Raw genomic sequence first — 24650 nt, 5'->3', positions numbered from 1 at the left:
ATATGCAGTCCTTGCATAAAACACGAATAAAAAAACTAATGCTTAAAAGCATTAGTTAGATTTAATAATTTGCGAATCAGTAAGCTCTTTAATTTTTGCTTGGTCATAACCTAAAGAAGTAAGAACCTCTATAGTATCTTCACCAACTTCCGGCACGTTTTCACGTACACCAAAGCGTTGACCATCCATCGTAAATGGTAATAAAGGAACCTTTACTTGCTTACCATTTTCTAGAACTACTTTCCCCATACCTCCTGACTCATTTAAGTGAATATCTTCAAATAAATCTTCTGGTCGTTGGATCGGAGAAAAAGGTAAACCAGCTTGTTCACATAGCTCCATTACTTTTGTTTTGTCTAATTGGCTAAGCGTCTCACGAATAATGGGATGGATTTGCTCACGTGCTTTTACACGTTGGTTATTTTGAGCGAAATCTGGATTATTTTTTAGGGCTTCTAAGCCGAAAGCATCACAGAAAGCGAGCCACTGCGAGTCCGTAACTACACCAATAAAGACTTGTTCATTATTTTTAGTGTTGAAAACATCATATACTGCCCAAGCTGAAACACGATTTGGCATTGGAGCTACAGGCTTATCTGTAACTGCTCTTTGCATCATGTGCTGTGCAACCAAAAATGCAGAGTTTTCGAATAAACCAGTTTCGACAAGTTGACCTTGGCCAGTTAATTGACGTTGGTATAAAGCTGCAACAATTGAGTAAGCGCAGAACATTCCGCCCATCACATCATTAACAGATGCTCCAGCACGTAATGGACGTCCCACAGGACCAGTCATATACGCAAGCCCAGTCATCATTTGTACGACTTCATCTAAGGCTGTCCGATGTTCATAAGGACCCGGTAAAAAACCTTTCATTGAACCATAGATAATATCGGGTTTAATTGATTTAACCCCTTCATAATCGAGTCCTAGTTTTTTCATCGCGCCGGGTCTAAAGTTTTCAATCACAACATCCGCAGTTTTAATTAGATCCTTAACAAGTGACATTCCTTTTTCACTTTTAATATCAACTGACAAACTTTTTTTATTACGGTTATAAGTCATCCAGTAGCCAGCACCCGACCCCATAAGCCTGCGTGTGTTATCACCTTGAGGTAATGGTTCAATCTTGATGACTTCAGCCCCTAAATCTGCGAGAAGTAAACCACATGCAGGACCCATAACCATATGTACGAATTCTAAAACTCGGATTCCAGCCAGTGGAAGTTTCTTTTCATCTTTCATGTTATTGGTCCTTTGCATATTTGAAGTTTTTACCTACGCCTGCATCTGGAATAAATCCATAGAGTGGCTCTCCCGGTATTCCTTGCTTTAACCACTCTCGCGCTTCAACAAGTCGATCGATATCAATACCAGTGCGTAGTCCCATGCTTTCTAACAGGTAAACTAAATCTTCAGTAACAATATTGCCTGATGCACCTGGGGCATATGGACAACCGCCAATACCGCCTTGCGATGCGTCAAAAGTCGTAACACCCACTTCAACCGCGGCTAAAACATTAGCTAGACCTTGCCCACGCGTATTATGGAAATGGGCGCTGCCTGCTAGATTCCCGACTTCCAGTTTTAATTTTTTAAATAGACTGCGGACTTGGACAGGATTTGCATATCCAACCGTATCTGCTAGGCCAATCTCATCTACGCCTAATTGGGCCATTCGTTGGGCCATCGTTAGGACTTCATTTTCTGTAACTACACCTTGAATGGTGCAGCCAAAAACTGTGGATAGACCTGCTTCTATTAATATTTCGGGATATTTTTCATTTCTAAGCTGAACAATTGAATTTACTTCTTCATAAACCTCAGCATGCGTTTTACGGATATTTGATAGTGAATGAGGTTCACTCACTGAAACAGGAATCGTAATTTTTTGAACTCCTGCTTGAAATGCATTTTCGGCACCTTTTAGGTTTGGGACTAAAGCGGTCACGAATACGTCTTTTAAAGTCAAAGTATGTTTAACCAGCTCTCCACAATCCGCCATTTGTGGCAGCAATTTTGGAGATACAAAAGATCCAACTTCTATTTCAGTTAATCCCGCTTGAGCTAAAGCTGAAATCCATTTTTTCTTCATATCGGTTGGCATGGTTTGTTTAATACTTTGCAAACCATCGCGAGGTCCAACCTCACTCACCAATATATCGATGTCCTTTGAATGGCTCATAAGCTGACATTTCCTATTGCACAAGAATATTTTTCACGTATAACGCCAGTAGCGTTCTATCTAATAGAACACAGTTCTATTTTTAATGCAAATTAAAATTTTTATAGCTCAACCACAAAATTCGAAAAATTTAAAAATACTTGACAGGACTAAAAATAAGCTAAAAAATAAATATAAATAGAACATTGTTCTGTAGAATAGAACAGTAAGGATGCTTGTATGAGTCTTTTCGTACCACCGAAAGAGTTACAAACTCAGGTTTTTAGTCAAATTCCTGAAGTTTTTTTAAAGCATGATGAATCAGACTGGGTTCGTGCTAATAAACCGGGTCAAAAAGTAACGAGCTTTTTAGAAGGACCCTCTTTCGATAAAAATGGAAATTTATTTGTTACCGACATTCCGTTTGGACGAATTTTTAAAATATCTCCAGAAGGTCAATGGGACCTTTTAGCGGAATATGACGGCTGGCCAAATGGTCTAAAAATACATAATGATGGTCGAATTTTTATTGCTGATTATAAAAATGGAATCATGCAATTAGACCCCAATACAGGTGTGGTTAGCCCGTTTTTAACGCATCGCAAAAGTGAAAGTTTTAAAGGGGTAAATGATTTATTTTTTTCTCAAGATGGAAAACTTTATTTTACAGATCAAGGCCAGACAGGAATGCATGACCCTACAGGACGTGTATTCAGCTATGACATGAATACAGAACATCTTGAATGTCTTATTAATAATGCTCCAAGTCCAAATGGTTTGGTCATGGACTATGAAGAAAAAGCTTTATTTGTCGCAATGACCCGTGGAAATTCTGTATGGCGTTTACCAATCCAAAAAGATGGCTCTACTACAAAAGTGGGCATTTTTACTACACTCGCTGGAGGTTTAAGCGGTGCTGACGGACTTGCTTTAGATGCTGATAAAAATCTATATGTTTGTGATGCTGGCCAAGCATGTGTATGGGTATTTAACCAATATGCAGAACCCCTTTATCGCATTAAATCGTGTGCTGGTAGAACGATTACCAATCTAGCCTTTGGTGGTCATGAAAATAAGCAATTATTTATGATCGATTCATCTACCGGTTCTATCTTAACTACCTATTTAGAACATTCGGGTAAGCCAATGTTTTCTCATCATTAATTTCTACTTAAAATTTATTTCTTAAGTAAATCAAGGATTGATTTATGTTAGTTTTTTTAAGTTACAGCATGATCGCTGTATTTATGTATGCGGTAATGTCGAAACGCTTATCCGCCCTTACAGCTTTAGTACTTATTCCAGTAATTTTTGCGCTTTTGACTGGTCATGTCACAGACATGAGTAGCATGATGATTGATGGAATTAAGCTACTTGCTCCCACTGGCATCATGATTACCTTTGCAATTTTGTATTTTTGCATGATGACAGATGCTGGCCTCTTTAATCCGCTGATTCAATTCATCATTAAAATTGTTAAAGGCGACCCGTTAAAAATTGTTGTAGGTACAGCTATTCTTGGAATTTGTGTCGGGCTAGATGGTGATGGCGCAACGACTTATATTATTGTCGCAACAGCCTTGTTGCCTTTGTACAAAAAAATTGGAATCCGACCACAAGTCATGGCAACTGTTCTATTACTGTCAATTGGGGTAATGAATATTTTACCTTGGGCTGGTCCATTTTCTAGAGCTGCGAGCGCACTTAAAGTCGACCCAACTGGACTTTTCTTACAAATGTTGCCCGTGATGTGTGCGGGTCTTATTTGGGTCATATTTGTCGCTTGTTACTTGGGTTTAAAAGAAAGAAAGCGCTTAGGTATTCATGAAATTAAACCTGATGACGATCTTATCCATCATGAGCAAAATACGAAAAGCTGGAAATCATGGTTTAACCTGATACTTACTATTCTTCTGGTTTTTTCAATGATTAAAGGTTATTTGCCTTTAGCGCCTCTGTTCATTTTAGCATTCTGTATCGGTTTAGTGGTTAACTTCCCAGAACTTTCTGAACAGAAAAAATTAGTCGCGAAATATGCAGATAGCGTTTTAGCAGTTTCTTCTCTGATTTTTGCTGCTGGCATTTTTGTAGGAATCATGACAGGTACAGGCATGATTGAAGCTATTGCTCAGCATCTCATCTCAATTATTCCTGCATCGTCTGGATCTTATCTGTCATCGATTACTGCTTTTATTAGCATGCCATTTACTTACATTTTGACGAATGACGCCTTTTATTTTGGAATTTTACCTATTCTTGCTGAAACTGCCTCACATTATGGGATCAGTGCAAATGAAATGGCTATCGCAAGTTTAATTGGTCAACCTATTCATTTGTTAAGCCCAATGGTTGCCTCTACCTATCTATTATGCTCTTTAACCAATGTAGATTATGGTGAAAATCAAAAGGCATCCATACTCTGGTGTACGGGAACTTGCCTAGTGATGTATGTTGCGGCTCTAGTTATCGATCTTATATAAATTAATAAAAGTGCTTTCAAAATTTGAAGGCACTTTTTATATCCTTCTATGTTTTATCTTGCCACACGCTTACATTCACTAAAAAATCTATTTCATCTTTTAAATTACAGCTATACTTATTTATTCCTAAAACACTTAAATTTAATTGAGTTTTTATATTTTTGTATGACGAAATCAACCCAAGATCCTGATAGCCAAATGGATAAGCAAAATTCAGGTGTAGCTGCCGTAGATAGAGCATTACTTATTTTAGATGCTTTTGATATCGATAGCCCCGTCTTATCTCTCGCAGAAATTTCACGCCGTACAAAGCTATATAAAAGTACTATTCTTAGATTACTAAGTTCATTAGAACGTCATGGTTATGTTGTTAGAAATGAAGATGGTCAATTTTCTTTAGGCATTACACCGTTAAAATTATCAAGAATTTATCAAAATTCTTTTAAGCTTAAAGATGTGCTTTATCCTATTTTGGAAAGAATCACCAAAGAAACAGGTGAAACTTCTTCATTTTATATTTTAGATAACGATAAGCGCGTGGTTCTGTTTCGCATTGAACCAGCTCGATCTGTAAAGGTTTCTATCTCTGAAGGAGATACTTTTCCAGTGAATGTTGGGGCTTCGGGTAAAATTCTTCGTGCATTTTCTCAAACTGAAGTAGATGAAAATCTACAACAAATCCAAAATCAGTTTTGGGCAAGTTCATTTGGAGAACGTGACCCAGAAACGTCTTCTTTGTCTGTACCTGTATTTAGCAATGGTAGACAGTTACAAGGGGCACTTACTATTTCAGGTCCTTCTGAACGTTTAACCCAAGAGAAAATTGCCGAAAATATTTCGCTTTTACTTGAATGTAGTATTCAGGTGTCAAAGTATTTAGGAGGAGAAATTAGCCCCCTTATAAAACTCATTAATAATATAAAGTAGCAAAAATTTGCTACCATTATAAATAGAGGGATTAAATATTACATTTATTTTTATCTAAAATTCTTCTGATTACAGTACGAGTAACAGAGAAATCTTTAGCTAAACAATAGATACTTTTTCCCTTTTTATAACTTTCAAGAACTTGGTTCTTTTGGGCCTCGGAAAGCTTTTCAGGACGACCCACTCTCTTCGTGCTTCTATTTATTTCACATACATTATGGTGAACACCTAATTTTTTTTCAAAATCAGTACAAAGCTTCAAAAAGTGTATAAAAACAGTTTTCAAATCACCGTTAATTTCATTTTTTGAATAATCCATACAAACCAACCGAACTTTCTTCTGTTCAATTTTATTAATTATGTTCAGAATCTCTTCAAAAGAATTACCTAAACAATCTATGCCCTTAACAATTAAACTATCGTCTTCCTCTAATGCATAATTAACTAAATTTGAAAACTTATCTCGATATGAAATAGATTTTTCAACCAGTACTTCCTCAACAATCAATCTGCTTTTTTGAATATGATAGCCACTTCCACCAAACGTAGAAATATATTTATGAAGATCTATTGTTTCATCAGGGTTTATCCTAATATAAGCAAATATACGCATTTTAAAAAAATTCACATTGACTTTTCTAATTAAAAGTATAATTGCAATAGATTAGATAATGGATGCTAATTTAACCAACATGTAAAATAACATTAGATTAAAAAACTAATAATTTAAAAAAATTTAGTTTTATACACTACAAATAACAATATAAGTAGTTTCACAAATTTTCAATTTTATTCACACAATAATGCTAAATTGGAAGACATGTGGTTTGCTTAATACTCCTCAATGGAATCTCTGTAACAACATTTTGTATCCCTTTGATTTTTGTAAGTGTTTCCATTTGGAACCTTTGATAGTCCTCTAAATCTTTAGCAATAACTCTTAAAAGATAGTCATATGTACCTGCCATTAAATGGCACTCCAGCACTTCTGGTGCTTGCTCCATTTCTTTTGCAAAATTTTCAATAGTCACTTTATCTTGACGTTCAAGCGTAATCCGCACAAATGCTGTAAATTTCAAATCTACAGCTGATGGATTTACTAATGCAACATAACCTGTAATGACAGATTGTTCTTCTAAAAGATGAACTCGACGTAAACAAGGAGTTGCAGAAAGCCCCACTTGCTGCGCAACCTCACTATTTGTTTGATTTGAATTCTTCTGAATCACTCTCAGAATTTTTTTATCTACTGAATCAACCATAATTAAACCAAAAAACTAATTTATAAAACAATATTAGATAATATAACCAATATCAAAAGAAATTAAAGTTAAATTAGCATCCAACATCTACAGTCTAGTTACTATAATTTGAAATTATAGTTTCACCTGCCTTCCACCAGATCCTTTTTAGGAGTTACTACATGCTTGAGCTCTCTCTTTTACCTTTTATTGCAACATCTCTTTTGATCATTCTTACCCCTGGTCAAGATATGGTTCTCGTTATGTCACGCTCTTTATCTAGTGGCACTCGTGTTGGAATAACAACAGCTGCGGGTATCAGTTCAGGATTATTACTGCACACCATATTAGCAATGTTAGGAGTTGGTACTCTCCTACAAGCCTCTGAATGGCTTTTTTTCATTTTAAAACTTATTGGGGCTATTTACTTAATATACTTGGGTTTTAAACTTTTCCGATCTACAGATGACCTAATATTAGTTAACAATCATCGTGCCCCAGACTCATCGTTTAAAATCTTTTTACAAGGTGCTTTTTCTAATATTTCAAATCCTAAAATTATGCTTTTTTACTTTGCCTTCCTTCCTCAATTCATTCATCCAAACTCAACCAATCCTATGTTATCTCTATTTATATTAGGTGCAACCTTCGCTGGCCTAACCTTTTTAGTTAAAGGCCCCATCGCTTTAGTTTCTGGAGTGTTAGCTAATAAAATCCAAAAAAATCCTTACTTTTTAACGTATATGTATAAAGTCTCTGGGACCGTACTTTTTATACTCGGTATTAAACTTGCTTTAGAGGATAAATAATTTTCTTCTTAAATATCTGATTATATATAAAAGCTCCTAACTAGAGGTTAAATGAGATAAGCTATTTTAGAATTATTTAATTTCTAGTTCTTTCAATTTTTCGATAGCTTCGTCACTGCCTCTCTTAGCTGCCTTACCATACCACTTTATTGCCTTGCTCATGTTCTTATGTGTTCCAATTCCATATTCATAGCATCTAGCTAATTCATATTGACCAATTCCATACTCTAACAATGCAGCCTTCCGATAATATTCAAATGCAAGTTTTTCATCTTTTTTAACACTAATTCCTTCTTCATAAAAAGTTCCCATGTAATAAAAAGCCATGAAATCATTTTGTGCAGCAGCGCTCTTGTACCAAAAGAATGCCTTGTCTACATTCTTATCAACACCTTCTCCATTTTGATACATTAATCCTAAGTTTACTTGAGCTGATACATCACCTTGAAGTGCCGCTTGTTTAAACCACTTAAAAGCATTTGTATCACTTTTTTCTGTGCCTAAACCATCTTTATACATCAATGCCAAATTATATTGTGCTTGTAACTCTCCATTATTTGCAGCTTTAAGATTCCACTTAAAAGCTTCGGTATAGTCTTGATTTGCACCAGTTCCGGTTTGATACATATATGCAATTCGAGCATCTGCTAATGGACTTCCTTGTTTTGCAGCCACTAAAAATAGTTCTAAAGCTTTAGCATAATCTCGCTCTTTACCATTAGTGCCTTCAAAATAATCTTTACCTTCATCTAGAAGTACATCAATAGATGAATCGGCCAACACTTCATTTTTTACAAGCATTAATAAAAAGACTAGTAATATAAATTTCTTTAAAATCATTAAAATTCCTTTTTTATTTTAGTTGCTTGCAGCACAACATATTAGAAACTAAATAATCTCTTGTTTCTAAAAAAATCAATTCAACCAAGCCTTTTATAATAAATTGCTGTGCCGTCGTAGTCCCCATTTGAACTTAATGCGAAACTTGGAATGACACCCACACGAACAAATCCAATTTTGCTATATAAAAGTTCGGACACATCGCCTTCACGTGTATCTAAGACAAGTAAGCGCAGACCCTTTTCTCTTGAAAATGTTTCTAACTCATTAAGTAATAACGTTGCTATTCCTTGTTTTCTTGCAGATGTCAGAACCATGAGTTTTTCAACTTCAGCTCTATGAACACCGTTCTTTTTACTCACCAAAGACAATTGAACACTACCTACTATTTTTCTTTCTTGAATGGCAATCCATAGACGGCTATTACCTTGTGCTAATTTATAGTTGACCTCACACCAATAATTTAAGACTTCGTTCTTTTCTATGGGAGTTAAGAAACCTATTGAAGCTCCGTTATTTACAGAGTCTTCTAACAATAACGATAGGCCTTCTTCATAATCGCCAATTTCATTTATTTCTAAAATTTCGATGTCTTTCATATTTTTTCTCGAAGTTATTTAACTAAAATTTACTAATTTAGAATCTTTACTTATTAAATTTAAAAATATTGAATTTCCAATATATTATCAACGTTAGTTATTGGAAAATTAGAAAAAAATATATAAATTATAATGATAAAAATATTTTAAAAAAATTGAGGAATGTTTGTGTCTTTAGAACCAGGTGGCTTTACAGAAAAAATTGGAAATCGTTATGAATCCTCTTGGGTGGCATATCAACTCTTAAGATTATTAGATGAAAAAATTTCTTATGTACAAGTAGAGCCTATTGGTCCAGATGAAGATGCTGTAGATGTTATTATTGGTAATTTGGATGGATCTAAAGAACATCATCAATGCAAAATTGGAAATCTTTCTGATAATGCTTGGACACTTGCCACACTCCAATCCAAACAACTTTTAACAAAAGGTTTACAACACATCTTATCTGGCTCTAAATCTTACAAAGTTGTATCTAGAATTGGATTTAGGCTACTGGAAGATATTTGTGAAAGTGCTAGAAACAGTACAAACTCTAGCTCTGAATTTTTTGAATATCAAATTAAAAATATAAGCCCAGATAGGCTAAAATTATTTAATGAATTATGTAGCCGTTTAAATTTGGATTCATCAAATTTAGATGATTTGGACAAAGCTATTCAGTTTCTAAAGAGTTTTGAAATAAAGAAATATAATGAAGATGATATAGATAATGAACTATGTATATTATTAGCTGAAAAATTAGTTTATCAGCCTCCTAGTCATCTTGTTCATTTCCTTCAAACTTACCCTGTTAAATGTGGTAAGTTAAGAACACGTATTACATCTCATACTCTTAAAGCAGATTTAGAAGTCCACCACTTTTCCTTTAAAACCTATCCGGGTCATCCTCATATATCCGATGTAATAGCAACGCTAAATGATGAGTTTGATCGCTCAATCGAGCCTTATTTAATATCACAACAAAACATTCAACGTGCCGAGTTCAGTACTACATTAGATACTGTTAATAATAACCCAATCATAATAATTAAAGCTGATGCAGGGGTTGGCAAGAGTGCTTTCTTATTAAATTTGAAAAAACATTTTGTTCAATCTGGGACTATCGTTCTTCCTATTCGACTAGATAGACGAGTTCCTGAAAAAAATCTCGATCAATTTGGAAAAGATTTAGGATTTCCATATTCGCCCATTGCATGCTTAGAAAAATATGGACAGGGTCAAGAAATTATCATCTTGCTTGATCAATTAGACGCTCTTCGTTGGACTGCTCTTCACTCATCAAATGCATTAGATATATGCATTAAAATGGTTAAAGAGATTCTTTTACTACGTCAATATGCCCATACCAATATAAAAATTATTATGGCAACACGAAATTTTGAGCTCGAAGATGATGTGCGTCTAAGAAATTGGATCAGTGAAATCAATAGTGATGTCAAACAGATGGAATTAAAACTGTTTGAGCCAGATCAGATTAAGCCATATGTTAGCCAATTTGAAGACTATGATCAGTTGAGTAATGAGCAACAGAATATTTTAAAAATTCCTTTATGGCTAGGTATTTATATGGATCTAGCCAATGATTTAGGGTGCGCTCCTAAATTTACAACCAAATTAGATTTAATCAAATCTTTCATCGATGATAGATTTGAACAACTCACTGATAGTCATGGTATTTCCACAGCAAATAGTGAAAACTTCTTCAATGAAGTTATAAATTTAATGAATCAAGCTAACAAATTAAGTGTTTCATCAACTCAATTATCAATTGGTTCATCAGAAATTAAGAAAGCTATGATTTCTGTCGGATTACTCACTGAGCAAAATAGAGAAATTAGTTTTAGACATCAAGCAATCCATGATTATGCAATAGGAAAAAAGTTATATTCGCAAGGTCTTAGTTCACCTGAAGATTTCTTACATGAATTAGGTTCAAAAAATCAACAAACCCTTTTAAAACGAGAGCATCTCAGATATGCACTCGCGATGTTATATGAAGCAGATGAAAGAGCTTTCTGTAATTGTATTGAAGCAGTTCTTTTTCATTCTGAGATTCGTTTCCACTTAAAATCATTGGTATTTAGTACATTACGGCATATAGAGAACTTTAAAGCTCCCCTTAAAAAGCTTATAAATAAGATCATTTCAGATTCTGATCTAGCACCTCATTTTATAAGATTAAGTTGTAGCGGTTGCCCTACACTCGTTCAATATCTTTCTGAAAATCAATATCTAAGTGATTGGTTAGATGAAGATGATGAGATGCAATCTAAAGCTCTAGAGCTTTTAAGCTCAGTTTCTGATAAAGCTCCAAATTTGTTAATTAATGAATTTTCTAAGTTTGTGAATCGATCACCTGAGTGGAATCAAAAGATATACAACTGTTTATGTTGGAAAATGAGTGATGATTCAGAGGAATTATTTAATCTTCGCATTGAGCTAATTCAAAATGGAGTCAGCAGTCGCTATATTTTTTGGGATGACTTAACCAAAGAATATCCATTGAGAGCTTTGCATCTATTAAAGCTCATGTGTAATGAAGAATTATATACAAGATTAAGCTCAAGAGAAGAATGGTCTGATTACGACACAGAGTCTATTGAGAAACTTGCTGAAAGCCATTCACAAGATGTGCTAAGGATTTTTTTACCTTTTTTAGATCAGTATTTTTCTGAACCTCTAATTGAGGATTTTGATGCTTTTAAATGGTCTGAAGAATATGCTGTAAGAACATCGTTTGAAACTTTTATATACAAAGCCTTGTTCACTCTCCTTATTAAAGCTTCTCAGAATATGGCCTTACAATCTACTGAACTTTTTCAATTATTAATTCCATTAAAAAATAATTCCAATCTAATATTTAATCGTATATATGCTAATGCTCTTTTAGATCTTGAGATAGATCATACTGATTTTGTAATTGAATGGCTGTTAGACAACCCAAATCATAAGTTCAAATTAGGAAATGATAACGAAGAACCTGTTTGGAAATTGGCTGGGAAACTAATTGAAAAATTTTCACCTCATTGTACACTAGAGAACTTTGAACTTATTCAAAACACTATCTACTATATTCACTCTGAGTATAATTTAGATCAGATTAAATGGCGTTTAGAAGCTACTCGTAAAAATTACTACGCTCCTTATTGGGGAAAAACTCAATTCTATTTACTGCCTAAATTGGATACCTCACGTATTTCCAATAAATCTACACAATTAATTAGTGTACTCAATCGTAAATTTGCAAAATATACAGATGATGATTTTTGCCATCGAAGTAATAGTCTAGTCAATACTATTAAATCGCCAATTAAAGATGCTGGAAAATTATCCAGTAAGGCTTGGAAAAAACTAATACTGACAGATCCAAAAGAGTTTAAAGGCTTTAAATTTGATCAGGAAAGTACTGAATGTAGTATTCAGCAGTTTTCAAGTAATTTTAGAAGTGCTGTGAATGCTGAACCTAAACGTTTTGCAGAATTCGCTTTAAAATTACCTAAACATATACATCAGGATTATATTGATGCTTTGTATTCAGGTTTAAGCGAAAATAATCTTGATCAAGTCCCAGATCATCTTAAAGAACAATGGTCACCATGCCCTATTGAGTGGATTGAGCAAGTTATCGACCATTTTCCTGCCAAAAACTACTCTAGAGCACTTCAACAATTACTTTCTGGAAGAGTTAAATTATTATCTACTAAATATCTAAAGCTATTAGAAGATATTGCTTTATCAGCGGATGACCCACTACTAGATAAATTAAATATTCGCAAAGGAGGTCAACCTAATCAAATAGATGAAATTTCAAGCCATGATTTATATGGAAATACCCTTAACTGTACAAGAGGAAGCGCATATAAAGGATTGGCTAAAAAATTTTGGGATGATAAAGAATATGCTCTTTCACACAAACATATTATTGAAAATGCTTTAAACGATGAACATGCAGCCGTAAGAATGGCAACTGCTGATCTACTACTACCTATGTATAATTATGATCGTAATTATGCTTTTCAAAAGTTTGTAGAGTTGTGTAAAAAGGACTTAAGAAATACTCTAAGCAATGGCTATTACTATTATTTTAATAAAGCTTTTGATATTGAATTTAAAGAGTCATTTATAGCTCTTGTACAAATGATGGTGAGTTCTCCATATCAAGATGTTAGAAAAGAAGGTCATAAACAAGTTATTGCTCGATGGTTATTCAATGGTTTATTTGAAGAAGAGTTGAAGCAAGGACTCGAGTCCAAAAATCATGAAAGTCTTTTGGGTTATGCTTCAGTAATTAGCCAACTTCTTGGTAATGATACAAAAGGATATGATCACCAAAAAATGAAACGGATCTTTAACATCTTAGTTAATTCAGAAAATGAGGAAATTCTTAAAAATATAGGGCGTTTTTTTAATCAAAAGTTTTGGTCGAAAAGATATGCTCGAGAGTTTTTCTATATATATATTCACTCAAAAGCCTTAAATCATAATATTTATAATGTTTTACACTCAATAGAAGAAAGTTCAATGAATATGGCTCAATTTAGTGACCTTATTATTATCATGATTCAAAATATTCTTAAGTTAAACACTCAAGAATTAGTAAGCCGCATGGATGTAGATACTATCACGAGAGTCATTCAACGATTATATGATCAAGCAGAAAATGATAAAGATGATGAAACACTAGATTATTGCTTAGATATGTTGGACGAATTATTAGCTAGTAATCATTCATTTACAAGGAATATGACAGATAAGCTTGATTTCGGACTTCTAGCATAAATAGTTTAGAAAATTTGAAAATTAGAGTTGATAATATGAATAAAAAATTAAATTTAAATGAGCTTTTTCAAAAGATTGATAATGAATTAATTGAAAGAAGAGTTCCTATTGCCCATAGATTTTTGGAAGCAACTACAGAAATTAGTAATATATTCAATGTACCAATATTACTTTATCCCAAGGGTAAAATAGATGACGGTTCTTTAGAATATTATTTAAGTTCATGTTTAGATAATTGGTATACAGCTAAATATGGCGATAAGCGAAAATTAAATATGGATTTAGGAGCTTTTTATATAATAATTAAACAAGAATTATGGAAATATCGCGTACCTCGTTTCTTTGGAACTTGTAACTTTTTTATAGAAACAGATTTATCTGATAAAGGAGAAAATCATGAAACAAATATTTTAAGAATGTGTAAAGATATGACCCAGTTTTATGTCAATACTCTTGACGACAATGAACTAATTTATATATTTAATGAATATAAAAAAGCAATAAATATCTTTCAAATATTCAATGGTTGGAGAGAGGAAGATGTCGCTATGTTAGAAGCAATTTATGCAGATATGAACAATATATCTATACAATTAGATAACACTTTTCCTCATTATGGACAAGCTTTATTTTCATATTTACAAGTCGGTGAAAAAATTATTAAGTCATGGTTATTAAAGTCTGAATTAACATTAAAAGATTTAAAAGAAAAATATGGTCACAAAATAGATAAGTTAGCTCAAGCATTTAATGATAGATATGTGGAGCAATTAGAAATAAATATTATTAATGGACTTATAAACAATCCAAATTTAAGGTATGGGAAATAAAAGGATTTTAATATTAAAGATATCATTAAAGCACAAGAAGCAGTATTTCATATTATATCAAGAATAGGTTTTTCACCTAAACTCAAAAACAATAATGATTAATTCTCAAATCATATAATTCTTTCTATAAAAAGAATATATTTAAATACCGTACCACATATTAAATTTAATTATTGGTACGGCACTTCAATCAAAATGCCACCTCACCCCATCCCCCTCAAAAACACCTCAACCACTCTCCCATCAACTTCACCCACACTTAAGCCCTGAATGACGGCGCCTTCGATCATATATAAAAATAGTTTGGCATCAGTAAAAATAACATAGTAGGCCCCTAACTCTTAATTATAAAGTACACACGTCAATTTATGACGCAATACTGACCTTTCTATCTATATAAATTTTAATTTTTTTGTTTAGATAAAGACTCATTAATAAATTGGAGGTTACATATGGAGTGGTTTAAAATAATAGTAGAAGCTTTAGTAGGGCTTGGCTTTTTAGGCACAGTTATTAAATGGTTTTTTTTACCAAGATTTCGTATTGACTTGAGGAAGAAAAATTTCGAAAAAGATAAGATAGAGTTAGATAATTATTTAGATTTATGTAAAAAATTCAGCCAAAAGCTATTGCAACCTATACAGTTCCAATATGCGACTAATCATTTTTTAGGAACTACTAGGTATCACTATAGCTTGTTCAATGAGCGAATTAATAATTTATGGAACTTCAATAAGGTTTTTTCAAATTTAAATCATGGCTATTTTTTTCTAAAACAAGTAGTAGAAAATAATCAAGCACATTTAGAGTATATCTTTAAAGAAAAAACGATCAAGAAAATCAGATCAATCTCAATAACTATTCTTATTTGTGCTGCATTTATTTATTTGGGGTTAATAATATTTGAAGTATTTTTCCTTAAAGAATTAATTTCAAGTAAAAGTATAAATAAGGACACCTATGCATTTTATAAAATTCTTTCAGGCGTAATATATGTCGTTCTGGTCTTAGGAGCATCATACTTTGGTGGTAAAGCAAGTACAGCCTTATCATTGAAAGATATTTTTGATATTAGGGATAAAAATACCAAAATTGAAAAATCCAAGATTAACACTAAGCTTATATTTTTAATTAAATTATTTAATTTTAGATATTTCATTAGATTATTTCAGAAACTTAATAAATAATACTAATATTATTTATAACTTATATTAACTATTGATAAAAATTAAATTTGATCAATAGTTAATATTATAAAATCACAGAATAGAGTTTTTATAATATCCCCCTCAAAAACACCTCAACCACTCTCTCATCAACTTCACCCAAACTTAAACGCTGAATAATGGCGCCTTCGATTAGATATAAAAATAGTTTGGCATCGGTAAAAGAAACATCGGTGTTAAGTGCTCCAAGCAGGCTATATATTTCATTGGTGAGCCATGTTCTATATCGCACGGCGGTTATGTACGCTTTTGGATGGGTCAGTTTTGTTTCAAAAATGGCTTTAAATAATAAGTAGTACAGCCCGTCTAGGTCTGCATGTAAAAAATAGAGCTTTTTGAGTTTATCGGCTGCGTTTGTGCCGCGGTCATATTCAACCACTGAAACAACTTTTTCTTTTAGGCGCTCTTTTTGCACAATCAGGCAGATTTCTATCAGCCGCTCTTTAGAGTGAAAGTAGTTATAAAAAGTTGCTTTGGTAACTTCACACTCTTTCACAAGTCTATCGATGCCGACCAGATGAAACCCGTTGTAGTGAAATAACTCAATTGACTTATTTACGACTTGTACTGCACGTGTTGGGAGAACTATTTTTGGCATATGTTTACCGTTATAAAATTATTGTTGTATATAAATGAGATATAAAAAACCGCTGCCTTTTGGGAGAAAAAAGGCATAGCAAAGCCGTAAAGACTGTGCACAGCACATCTCAAGGTTTAATTGTCTAAGTTTTAAGTAATAACGAGCTAAAGCCTGAAAAGCCTTACGGCGATCAAGCTGCGTTAAATGTTTTAAGCTGTGTTGTTATAGCTTTTGGCAATGGCTGCCAAGAAATAATGGATGTGCAAAGCCAACTCCTTATATATGGAGTTCTGCCAGACATTTTAAATTATGGTGGCAGAACGAAAGGGGTTCGCAGACTGGCTTCAAGACCCAGCACACCCGAGGGTGTCCCCCTCCGTTCCGCCATAGAGGGGGCACGAGGGTATACACACTAAAAGAATAATCTTTTAATGCTCTTGAAGAACGGTCTGCGACAACCGACTGGCAATGTAGGCCAGCCCGCAAATGGTAATCTCCAATATTTGAAGTGTCAATGTGAAATTGGCTAGAAAATATTTAAATAATTATTATTTTTCATTCAATTACATAATTAAGGATATTCTTAAGTAATATTTACAATCTGCTTTTATATCATTAAGTTAAATTTTAAAGTTGAAAAAAATTTAAGGTTGGGTCTTGTTCTTATCAAACAAGAATGAATAAATAAAAAGAGACACTACTGTTATTAAGGGATGTTTTTAAGAGTCGCTATCCAGTATAAAATTATGACTTAAGCGACCAATCTCACACATTAGGCCGTGTCATATACTTAAAGTGATAAGAGCAAAAAATGACTCAAAATAAAGTTGAATTAGCCGAGAAATTGTCAAAAGAATCTCATCAAGGTCAAAAGTATGGTCCTCATGATTACTTTGATTACCATATTAAAGGTGTCGTCAATTCATTAATTGAGCACCAATTTTCAGAAATCTACATTATTACAGCCCTTCTACACGATAGCGTTGAAGACACGCCTCTTACCCTAGCCAAAATCGAAAGTTTATTTGGAAAAGAAGTCCGTGATGCCGTTGATGGATTAACTAAACGGGAAAGTGAAACACGCGAAGAATATTTAATTCGTTGTAGTTCGAATCCGATCGCTCGAGTTGTAAAACTTCATGATGCAGCCTTTAATGCGCATAACTCACATAAGGACAATAATCACTCACGTGTAGATTATTATCTTCAAACCATGCTAATTGTTTCAACGGCGCAAGATAGGTTGGAATGAAAAGACAACGAAATGAATCCGTTGTCTTTTTATTTTTAAGATTGTGCAAATGCCCAAATGTCTTTTGATGCAACTGTGTCAGATACGAGTCTAAAACTCATAGGTTCTAAGTCATCATCTACCACAACATAACCTTTCGAGTTATTTTTTAGCGCATCACACTTGTTATCGGTCAGTTGATAATTTGCAGTATTGGCTAATGCACTTTCAGTAATAACGCCTGTAAACACACAACTTGGGTCTTTCGAGACAATTTTGCCTTGTGCATTGACCTCGGCATTTACCGTTGTTCCATCTGGGAAAGATAAATCGTAATTACCCACCAATTGATTCAGAGAAATTTTCTGATCATCAATTTTTTCATAATGTGCAAATTCAACAGTCATTGATTGATTAGACTGGTTGCTCTGCCAAGCTTTGGTTTTTGCGTCATAACTCATCACAATTTTGGCACGGTTTTCGTCATCATCTAAAACCAATAATTTAAAACCATCTGCGCCAGAATAGTATTTGCCCGCCATAGGCAACTCTTGATCAGTTTCGGTACTAATAATATAAGTACCGGCATCTAAGCTCGGAGCTAAGGCAGGTTTTTCAGTCGAGACTTGGTCATCATGATCATTGTCATTACAAGCCGCCAAGCCAAGCCCAAGAAGTAAAACCAACAAACAACGTTTCATGGTCTTTCTCCCTTACTTGTTAAATAGGCTTTTTAAACGAATTTTGAGCCATTCTTGAGCTGCTGGTCGCTGATCGTAAGCAACTTGCATTGCAGTCACAGCAATTTTGCTTTGCATTACGGCGCTTTCATCCGACATTTGCGCGGCTGTTGGCGCCGAAGGAGCCGCATCTATTCCTAAACCAAATTGGTTATTGCCTTTATTGTCTTTGGTTACTTGGAACTTCAATTTATATAAGTCATACGTCCCAATTTTTGAAAAAGCAAAAGGTGTGCTGGTTGTTAAATTTTTAGGGAAATTAACATTTAGCGTGATGCCTTTTGGCAACAATTGGCCCTTACCTGCCTTAGCTTGTAATTCTTTTAATAACACTACGGTTTGTTTTGCCACAATTGCAGAGTTAGGGTTGTTTAAAGTTTTGTCATCTACCGTGTTTGTATCTGCGCTTAAGGCAATAGATGGAATGCCGCGTCCTGCTGAAAACTGTACATTACCAATCGTGCCAGAGTGCACAACGACTTTTCCGACATTTTGTCCTTCATTCGGGCCAGATAAAACTAAGTCTGGCGCCTTACCCCAACGTTTTGGTGCAACCACATCCAGTCCATAAACTGTTGCCATGACTGGTGTGCCATGCGTGTAGTTCCAGTCGCCATTGGTATAACCCGCTTTGGTAAAGATTCCAGCCGCAGGTGCGCCAATAGGTGCAGCGCCGTTGTGACAACCGTTTTCAGCCGCAATTTGCTTATCGTTATCTGCGGTAATCGTCGTTGAGCTATACATCACGATTGCGCCACCGCGACCACTTTGTGGTGAACAAGGCACAGACACAAGCACGTTATGACCATTTGCTTTTAATTCATCATAGAGTGCTTTGACATTGCTGGTTAAACCGTCATCGTTAACCAATAGAATATTTAACGCAAAAGCTGGAGTTGTACACAACGACAGAATAAGGCCGCCCAATAAACTTTTTTTCATCACTTAACTACCATGTTCTTAAATTTCGTTTTGTATAGTAGTTGTGCTATATGTACGTTTAGTGACTATGCATTAATAAAAATTAAAATAATTTTCCATTAAAAATTAAATAATTATATTATCAATTATTGCTATATTTTCTTTTATAAACTGATCTTCAACTTCCTCGCTCATATTCAAAATGACAAAACCCACTTCCGTGGGCTTCATTCAAAGTATCACTTCAAGCTTTAAATTAAATACGTCCAACCTCTAAGTATGGAATCAAGTTTTTATCAAAATGTGGTCGTGGGTCACCTTCATAACTAATAAAACCATGCATTCCTGTTAAGCGTTCGCCTTTATAAAACTGGTTTAACTGATAACGCGGGTCTTTATGTGAAAGCGTAAAGCTCACCACACCAACGCCCTGCTGTTTTGACTTGTTATAGGCATCTTCAAGCATTTTATGATGCAAAGCCAAATCTTCGGGATGGCACATAAGCGTATGTAGCACATGATACTGAATCGAGTCACCCAGTTTAGGCAAACGCATGCCTTTAGTAATTGGAGTCAACAAGTTATAAATAGGTCTAAGCACAGCTATGGCCGAGCTATAATTTAGAATCTTAGTTTGCTTAATACTGTGCTGATCCCACAAACCAAACATACCCACTAGTTTTTCACCCTTAAAGTAAAGTGAAAAGTCTGCGAGTTTTATTCCTGAAAAATACTGATGACCTTGGGCAAGTTCTTCAAAGTTATAGGCGGGAATAAAGTTATAAAACTCTGCCATGTCGCTAATAAACTGATTCATGGCTTCCACATGCTGAGCTTCAGCAACACATGTACGGATTTCTTCAATGTCACTCTGCGGAGAAGTCTGCTTTAAAAAAGCCGTGATTTTTCGTTTTGCGCCAGTACTCGTCAGACTGAGTGTCTCGATAAGCCCTTCATCATAATAATCGGGCATTCCCGTTTTGCCCGTTTGGATGGCAGCGCGCGCGGCATGGTTATCATCAAAAATAATCATTTGGCTATAGTTCGGTTCATACATGGTTTGTTTTACATGCTTCGCCAAAACCTTAACCAGGGATTTACCCCGATAGTTGTGATCTACCCGTAAATCACCCGCGTAGCGTAAGTTTTGAACATTCCGATCGACATAACATGGGCGGTAACCGTTGCTATAACAAGCGACATTTTTCTGACTCTCGGTGTCTTCAATCACCACATGTAATTTATGCCGATAGACAATGTCAGACGCTCTAAAATAACTCGGTTCGCGCTGAAAGCTAATTTGTATGCCTTTGGTGGTCATCGGTACGGCGATTAAGTCTCTTAAAGCCTCGTCATCTGCCAGAGTTGCTTCTCGGGTAATGAGAGTGCTGTCAGCAAGTGGTGGATTTATTTTATTCATTATTCACCTGTTGTGCGGTCTGCATAGGAACCAAGTTATTTAAACGCCCCATTTGGTCGAGTAGCTGATAGACAAACACCACTTCGTCTTGATCATTTACGGTTTTTTGGGTTTGTACATCGAGTAGCTTTTGCTCTGTATTGAGCAAATCAAATGTGGTTTTGGTGCCAACATCGAACTCTTTACGTGTGTAGACAAAGGCAATAGACGCAGCCTCAATGGCATTTGCCAGTGCTTCTTTATTTTGTCGAATGGTTTGAAGCTGTGCATAAGTCGTGCGTGTACGCTTATTTAAGTCCAGCTCAAGACTTCGAATTTTTTGCGCAGCCAAATCTATATCGGCCTGCGCTTTTTTAACATTGGCCCGATTTAAACCATCGTCATAGAGCGGTACATTGAGCTGCACCCCAACCATATAGTTATTACTTTCAGAGCCAATATAACTCGCTTCATCTTGCTTTCCGGCACGGCTGGTCAGCATGACCGTTGGCCAGAGTTCGCGTTTAGTTAAAGCATATTGTTTTTCGGCAGCCTGCTTTTCATATTTAGCCTGCATTAAAGCCGGATGGTTCTTGGTTTGAGCCAATATTTCATCTAGGTTAGCGGGAATAGTAGGTAATTGATTGATTGGAACAAGGTTGTCAGGCGTTATACCTGTCACTTGATAAAACTGTGCTTCGCTTACGGTCAAGTTAGATTGCGCCTGTGTAATATCGGCTTGACCTTGTGCGACTTGAGCTAAAACCTGAGCCAAGTCTGCACGGGTAATCATACCGACATCAAAACGGCGCTTTGATTCATATAAAGACCGTTGCAGATTTGCCATGGTCTTTTGTCTGAGTTCTAAAATGGCTTTCTTCTTTAATACATCGGTATAGACCATCACGGTATTTAAAATGGTTTCCGATCTTTGATCTGATAAGCCTTGGTGTTGGGCTAAAAGCTGACTTTCGGCAATATCTATCCCTAAACGGTGCCGCCCAGAGGTATAAATCGGATAATCGGCCTGCAATTGCAAACTTCGGCCTTTACGGTTTCCTTCGGTTGGAAACAAGACGTGTGAAGGCGTATTTATTCTTTCATAGTCAAGTTGCCCGACTAAATTAACTTTGAGTCCATCACGTTGCTTGGCCTGTTCAAGCATAGCGGTGGACTGGTTCACACTTAAACGGCTCACTTCAAGCTGGCTTTCATGCCTTAAACTAGCTGACAAAGCCTCATCTAAAGTCATGGCATGTGTATTCGATACTAACAACACGCCTAGAAACAAGGCGTGTCGAAGTGTTAAAAACCGAGTATTAAATGGCTTCATCCCTTTCATAGTTGTTCCAAACTATTCAGGGTGACTTTTTTGAGTGGCTCAGGCTTGATATTGCCTTCGATAATGCCATCAAACATGACTAGTTTCTTGTACGCATTCCAGCCATTATTAGCTTGACGAATTTGAGGCTGGTCGAGCTGCCCTAAGTTTCGTGCAAGTTCATAGTGGAAGTTTTGACGCAAAATACTGTCGATATATTCATTGTTAATGCTGTGATGAATTTCACCTTCAAAAAGCACGCAATAAAATGGTTTAACCTGTTGCTGAGTATCAATCGCCAGTAAAGAAATTGCTTTTGATTCCGTTTCGTTTAACTGCGACAACAACTGTTGAGCAGTTTCAGGTGCTAACTTCTCACCGACCAGATCGACCCCAAAACGGCGGCCTTGGAACTCAAAACACGGAATTTGCTCTATAAAGCCAGTCACTTTTAAGCAATCATCCAAACAGTAACGCAGTAAGCCATTACCCGAAGTAATCAGCGGGCTGACCACGTCACCTTGTTTAAGCTGCCATGAAGGAACGATTTGACCTTGTTTCTCACCTTCTAAATATTCAAATTCATAGAAGTGACTTTGGTAAGCCAATGGGTATTGGTCGTTGTAGGGAATGGTCACTACACCTTCCGTCGCCCATAGTCCTTTGCCTTCAAACTGAACACTGGGTAATTTTTCTTTTAATTTTTCGGCCCACGCTTTTGAGCCTGCGGTGTCCCAACTCGACACTAAACTTAATTTTGGCCAAAGTTTTTTAAAGTCGATCTGTTCGCCGTTTGAACTTGCAATTAAGGCTTGAGCACTTTCAGAGCTATGCGGTGCAGTGACTTCTTTTAAGGAAGCCTGACGACTGCCCCATTTACCACTTTGTAAAACCTCAACCACGTCTTGTTGCATAGACTCCAAACGTTCAAGTAATTGCAAAGCAAACGTTGGACTCCACACCGAAATCATGGCTAAGTTACGGTTTGCGACCAAATAGCAAATGGTGGCAAACAGTGCGTCATCGGCATTGGCTGCAAAAGCAACGTTACTTGGAACCGCTTGGGTAAACTTAGACAAAATGCGCTTACCTACACCAAGTAGCGCACTATCATCATTTAGGTTTTTGTCTTTTAAAACTTCACGCTGACTTTCAGGTAACCATGACACCGACCAATAATGTGTACCCGAGCTAAGCTGTGGGCATTTACGGTATAAACTCGCCATCCACGGCGCAATTGCATGGTCAAGTTCATCTAAAAACAGCTTGGTGTATGGAATAAACTTAATTTGTTCACTCGAACCACTGGTCGGCTGGAAACGAACCAATTTACTGCTAGAGAGTGAAAGCTTTTGTTCACGGTAACGCTGAATGTCTTCTCGCCATGCGCCGTAACGTGTCGCAGGAAATGCTTTTACAAACTGTTCATAGTTTTGAACCTTTTTATCTTTGGCAAAGGTAGAGGTCTGTAATATTGAATGCAAAATTTGACGTTGCGTGGTCTCTAAAGCATTAAACTGTTTTTGGAAGTTACGGTCAGATGCATCACACCATTTTTTTAAAATCAGATGCGAACCCAAAGTTAGCCATTCATTAGTTTTCATTGGATGGCCTCTCTACGTTTTGTTTTATGTGTTACGCAAGCTTCAAACTTTCCTTTACTGGTCGGTTTAGTCATCAGCTTTACGGGGAAACGGGCTATGTCTTTCCAACCAAGACGACCAATACACGGTAGTTCTGTGCCAGCTTTCCATGTTGGATTCATCTGCTCAAAGAAATGAATATTTGGGTTTTTCTCTCTCATTTCGGCAGTAATTGGTGCGACTTCACCTTTTAATGGCTGATAGTCATCACCAAAATTTAAAAGGCCTGCTTCACGGTCATAGTATTCGCCAAAGAATTTTTCACAGTAGTGCTCAACGACTTCGGAAAGATGCTGGTTTTCGTCTTTAATATTTGGGTAATAGACATAGTAGTTATTGGCGAGCAGTAAGTAGGTTTTATAACCTTTAGAAATGAGGAGCCAATAGAGTTCGTTAAATGGATATTTGATTCGAAGCTTAATCATGAGTTTTAGCATGGTACTTTGCAGACTACGCGTACCCCAAAACTTCTTCAAAATGACCGTATCACCGCTAAATAACACGGTGTAGTCTTTACCGTTTAAATAGAAATGCTGCACCACCACAGTCGAGAAACCAACAATCTCATCTGTTTCCGAATCAAAAATTAAGATCGCACCGCTTTTATTTTGGAAATCATCTACGAAAATAGAAAATCTCGTATTTTCATAATACTGTTCGTAAATGGAATACATCACTTTTAATCGCTCAGTATCGATTTGCTCTTTTTCAAAATATTGACCATAAGTCGTGTTTTTCAGGTTCAATTTTGAAATTAGTTTATACGTTGTATTAATCATAATCCTTTAACCTTCCACCTCTAATTTGTGAGTTCCCCGATCTCATCAACCGATTTTAGAAAACTCAGATCAATGTTCTTTTTCTATGAAGGGATACGTTTTGATATGCCCTATTGTTTTTCATTCTTTGAAAGCTGC

The 24650-nt window shown here is 35.5% G+C and carries 21 protein-coding genes and 1 pseudogene; 8 read left to right on the top strand and 14 right to left on the bottom strand.

Annotated elements, in window-relative coordinates:
• Positions 1–51 precede the first annotated feature (51 nt).
• Positions 52–1245, bottom strand: coding sequence for a CaiB/BaiF CoA-transferase family protein (locus RMB06_RS13075; protein ID WP_171073760.1), 1194 nt, complete (start codon positions 1243–1245; stop codon positions 52–54).
• 1 nt (position 1246) lies between these two features.
• Positions 1247–2185: a hydroxymethylglutaryl-CoA lyase gene (locus RMB06_RS13070; protein ID WP_311079812.1), complete on the bottom strand. Its 939-nt coding sequence runs from the start codon at positions 2183–2185 to the stop codon at positions 1247–1249.
• 219 nt (positions 2186–2404) lie between these two features.
• Here RMB06_RS13070 and RMB06_RS13065 point away from each other — a divergent pair, with 219 nt between their 5' ends.
• The 3 genes from RMB06_RS13065 (at position 2405) to RMB06_RS13055 (ending at position 5571) form a co-directional block, all read left to right on the top strand.
• Positions 2405–3328: an SMP-30/gluconolactonase/LRE family protein gene (locus tag RMB06_RS13065; RefSeq protein WP_032052115.1), complete on the top strand. Its 924-nt coding sequence runs from the start codon at positions 2405–2407 to the stop codon at positions 3326–3328.
• A gap of 44 nt (positions 3329–3372) precedes the next feature.
• Positions 3373–4644, top strand: coding sequence for a CitMHS family transporter (locus tag RMB06_RS13060; RefSeq protein ID WP_032052114.1), 1272 nt, complete (start codon positions 3373–3375; stop codon positions 4642–4644).
• Positions 4645–4809: 165 nt separating this feature from the next.
• A complete protein-coding gene (locus RMB06_RS13055; RefSeq protein ID WP_032052113.1) occupies positions 4810–5571 on the top strand; it encodes an IclR family transcriptional regulator in 762 nt (253 codons plus the stop codon).
• 31 nt (positions 5572–5602) lie between these two features.
• On the opposite strand, the gene RMB06_RS13050 is transcribed toward RMB06_RS13055, so the two are convergent.
• A complete protein-coding gene (locus tag RMB06_RS13050) occupies positions 5603–6184 on the bottom strand; it encodes a recombinase family protein (protein WP_014206801.1) in 582 nt (193 codons plus the stop codon).
• A gap of 193 nt (positions 6185–6377) precedes the next feature.
• Entirely contained in the window at positions 6378–6833 is a 456-nt protein-coding gene (locus RMB06_RS13045) for an Lrp/AsnC family transcriptional regulator (RefSeq protein WP_014206802.1), read from the bottom strand.
• A gap of 161 nt (positions 6834–6994) precedes the next feature.
• Between RMB06_RS13045 and RMB06_RS13040 the strand changes: the two genes are divergently transcribed.
• Positions 6995–7621 (top strand): LysE family translocator, encoded by a 627-nt coding sequence (locus RMB06_RS13040; RefSeq protein ID WP_014206803.1) that lies wholly within the window; start codon positions 6995–6997, stop codon positions 7619–7621.
• Between the two features lie 72 nt (positions 7622–7693).
• Here the strand turns inward: RMB06_RS13040 and RMB06_RS13035 are convergent, their stop codons facing one another.
• Positions 7694–8461 (bottom strand): tetratricopeptide repeat protein, encoded by a 768-nt coding sequence (locus tag RMB06_RS13035; RefSeq protein WP_050675381.1) that lies wholly within the window; start codon positions 8459–8461, stop codon positions 7694–7696.
• Positions 8462–8541: 80 nt separating this feature from the next.
• Positions 8542–9060, bottom strand: a complete 519-nt coding sequence (locus RMB06_RS13030; protein WP_032052109.1) for a GNAT family N-acetyltransferase — start codon at positions 9058–9060, stop codon at positions 8542–8544.
• A 168-nt stretch (positions 9061–9228) separates the two neighbouring features.
• On the opposite strand from RMB06_RS13030, the gene RMB06_RS13025 reads away from it, so the two are divergent.
• Both RMB06_RS13025 and RMB06_RS13020 read left to right on the top strand, forming a co-directional pair.
• Positions 9229–13842, top strand: coding sequence for a hypothetical protein (locus tag RMB06_RS13025; RefSeq protein ID WP_032052107.1), 4614 nt, complete (start codon positions 9229–9231; stop codon positions 13840–13842).
• A gap of 35 nt (positions 13843–13877) precedes the next feature.
• Positions 13878–14672 carry a hypothetical protein gene (locus RMB06_RS13020; protein ID WP_311079806.1) on the top strand — a complete coding sequence of 265 codons (795 nt, stop codon included), beginning with the start codon at positions 13878–13880 and terminating at the stop codon, positions 14670–14672.
• Between the two features lie 203 nt (positions 14673–14875).
• On the opposite strand, the pseudogene RMB06_RS13015 reads toward RMB06_RS13020, so the two are convergent.
• A pseudogene (locus RMB06_RS13015) lies at positions 14876–14995 on the bottom strand (TetR family transcriptional regulator); the annotation flags it as partial.
• A 129-nt stretch (positions 14996–15124) separates the two neighbouring features.
• Between RMB06_RS13015 and RMB06_RS13010 the strand changes: the two are divergent.
• Positions 15125–15859 carry a hypothetical protein gene (locus RMB06_RS13010; RefSeq protein ID WP_002064743.1) on the top strand — a complete coding sequence of 245 codons (735 nt, stop codon included), beginning with the start codon at positions 15125–15127 and terminating at the stop codon, positions 15857–15859.
• 88 nt (positions 15860–15947) lie between these two features.
• Here the strand turns inward: RMB06_RS13010 and RMB06_RS13005 are convergent, their stop codons facing one another.
• Positions 15948–16496: a TetR/AcrR family transcriptional regulator gene (locus RMB06_RS13005; RefSeq protein ID WP_032052105.1), complete on the bottom strand. Its 549-nt coding sequence runs from the start codon at positions 16494–16496 to the stop codon at positions 15948–15950.
• Positions 16497–17289: 793 nt separating this feature from the next.
• On the opposite strand from RMB06_RS13005, the gene RMB06_RS13000 reads away from it, so the two are divergent.
• Positions 17290–17730, top strand: a complete 441-nt coding sequence (locus RMB06_RS13000; protein WP_032052104.1) for an HD domain-containing protein — start codon at positions 17290–17292, stop codon at positions 17728–17730.
• 35 nt (positions 17731–17765) lie between these two features.
• Here RMB06_RS13000 and RMB06_RS12995 read toward each other — a convergent pair whose 3' ends face one another.
• The 6 genes from RMB06_RS12995 to RMB06_RS12970 form a co-directional block, all read right to left on the bottom strand.
• Complete coding sequence (locus RMB06_RS12995) at positions 17766–18410, bottom strand: hypothetical protein (protein ID WP_068555757.1); 645 nt, start codon at positions 18408–18410, stop codon at positions 17766–17768.
• Between the two features lie 12 nt (positions 18411–18422).
• A complete protein-coding gene (gene surE, locus RMB06_RS12990; protein ID WP_311079804.1) occupies positions 18423–19394 on the bottom strand; it encodes a 5'/3'-nucleotidase SurE in 972 nt (323 codons plus the stop codon).
• A gap of 232 nt (positions 19395–19626) precedes the next feature.
• The gene (locus tag RMB06_RS12985; RefSeq protein ID WP_032052102.1) at positions 19627–20790 is read right to left on the bottom strand and encodes a hypothetical protein; all 1164 of its coding nucleotides are present in this window, start codon (positions 20788–20790) and stop codon (positions 19627–19629) included.
• A complete protein-coding gene (locus tag RMB06_RS12980; protein WP_311079802.1) occupies positions 20783–22111 on the bottom strand; it encodes a TolC family protein in 1329 nt (442 codons plus the stop codon). Before RMB06_RS12980 ends, RMB06_RS12985 begins: the two co-directional genes overlap by 8 nt.
• Entirely contained in the window at positions 22108–23694 is a 1587-nt protein-coding gene (locus RMB06_RS12975; protein ID WP_311079801.1) for a GH3 auxin-responsive promoter family protein, read from the bottom strand. The genes RMB06_RS12980 and RMB06_RS12975 overlap by 4 nt, the downstream gene beginning before the upstream one ends.
• Positions 23691–24479 (bottom strand): hypothetical protein, encoded by a 789-nt coding sequence (locus RMB06_RS12970; RefSeq protein ID WP_311080710.1) that lies wholly within the window; start codon positions 24477–24479, stop codon positions 23691–23693. The genes RMB06_RS12975 and RMB06_RS12970 overlap by 4 nt, the downstream gene beginning before the upstream one ends.
• Positions 24480–24650: the final 171 nt, after the last annotated feature.

Origin of the sequence: Acinetobacter sp. V104_13, from assembly GCF_031798995.1 — a bacterium.
In the GTDB taxonomy this organism is placed as follows: Bacteria; Pseudomonadota; Gammaproteobacteria; order Pseudomonadales; family Moraxellaceae; genus Acinetobacter; species Acinetobacter pittii.
Note: the sequence above shows the minus strand (reverse complement) of the source record. Positions and strands in the feature narration are given on the sequence as shown.

What these genes read in the sequence shown, in the direction of transcription:
- RMB06_RS12985 (WP_032052102.1), bottom strand. Translation starts at nt 20,790, where the DNA reads ATGAATAAAATAAATCCACCACTTGCTGACAGCACTCTCATTACCCGA.
- RMB06_RS13075 (WP_171073760.1), bottom strand. Translation starts at nt 1,245, where the DNA reads ATGAAAGATGAAAAGAAACTTCCACTGGCTGGAATCCGAGTTTTAGAA.
- RMB06_RS13055 (WP_032052113.1), top strand. Translation starts at nt 4,810, where the DNA reads ATGACGAAATCAACCCAAGATCCTGATAGCCAAATGGATAAGCAAAAT.
- RMB06_RS13065 (WP_032052115.1), top strand. Translation starts at nt 2,405, where the DNA reads ATGAGTCTTTTCGTACCACCGAAAGAGTTACAAACTCAGGTTTTTAGT.
- RMB06_RS12980 (WP_311079802.1), bottom strand. Translation starts at nt 22,111, where the DNA reads ATGAAAGGGATGAAGCCATTTAATACTCGGTTTTTAACACTTCGACAC.
- RMB06_RS13030 (WP_032052109.1), bottom strand. Translation starts at nt 9,060, where the DNA reads ATGAAAGACATCGAAATTTTAGAAATAAATGAAATTGGCGATTATGAA.
- RMB06_RS12995 (WP_068555757.1), bottom strand. Translation starts at nt 18,410, where the DNA reads ATGAAACGTTGTTTGTTGGTTTTACTTCTTGGGCTTGGCTTGGCGGCT.
- RMB06_RS13060 (WP_032052114.1), top strand. Translation starts at nt 3,373, where the DNA reads ATGTTAGTTTTTTTAAGTTACAGCATGATCGCTGTATTTATGTATGCG.
- RMB06_RS13020 (WP_311079806.1), top strand. Translation starts at nt 13,878, where the DNA reads ATGAATAAAAAATTAAATTTAAATGAGCTTTTTCAAAAGATTGATAAT.
- RMB06_RS13035 (WP_050675381.1), bottom strand. Translation starts at nt 8,461, where the DNA reads ATGATTTTAAAGAAATTTATATTACTAGTCTTTTTATTAATGCTTGTA.
- RMB06_RS13010 (WP_002064743.1), top strand. Translation starts at nt 15,125, where the DNA reads ATGGAGTGGTTTAAAATAATAGTAGAAGCTTTAGTAGGGCTTGGCTTT.
- RMB06_RS13045 (WP_014206802.1), bottom strand. Translation starts at nt 6,833, where the DNA reads ATGGTTGATTCAGTAGATAAAAAAATTCTGAGAGTGATTCAGAAGAAT.
- RMB06_RS12975 (WP_311079801.1), bottom strand. Translation starts at nt 23,694, where the DNA reads ATGAAAACTAATGAATGGCTAACTTTGGGTTCGCATCTGATTTTAAAA.
- RMB06_RS13040 (WP_014206803.1), top strand. Translation starts at nt 6,995, where the DNA reads ATGCTTGAGCTCTCTCTTTTACCTTTTATTGCAACATCTCTTTTGATC.
- RMB06_RS13000 (WP_032052104.1), top strand. Translation starts at nt 17,290, where the DNA reads ATGACTCAAAATAAAGTTGAATTAGCCGAGAAATTGTCAAAAGAATCT.
- RMB06_RS13070 (WP_311079812.1), bottom strand. Translation starts at nt 2,185, where the DNA reads ATGAGCCATTCAAAGGACATCGATATATTGGTGAGTGAGGTTGGACCT.
- RMB06_RS13005 (WP_032052105.1), bottom strand. Translation starts at nt 16,496, where the DNA reads ATGCCAAAAATAGTTCTCCCAACACGTGCAGTACAAGTCGTAAATAAG.
- RMB06_RS13050 (WP_014206801.1), bottom strand. Translation starts at nt 6,184, where the DNA reads ATGCGTATATTTGCTTATATTAGGATAAACCCTGATGAAACAATAGAT.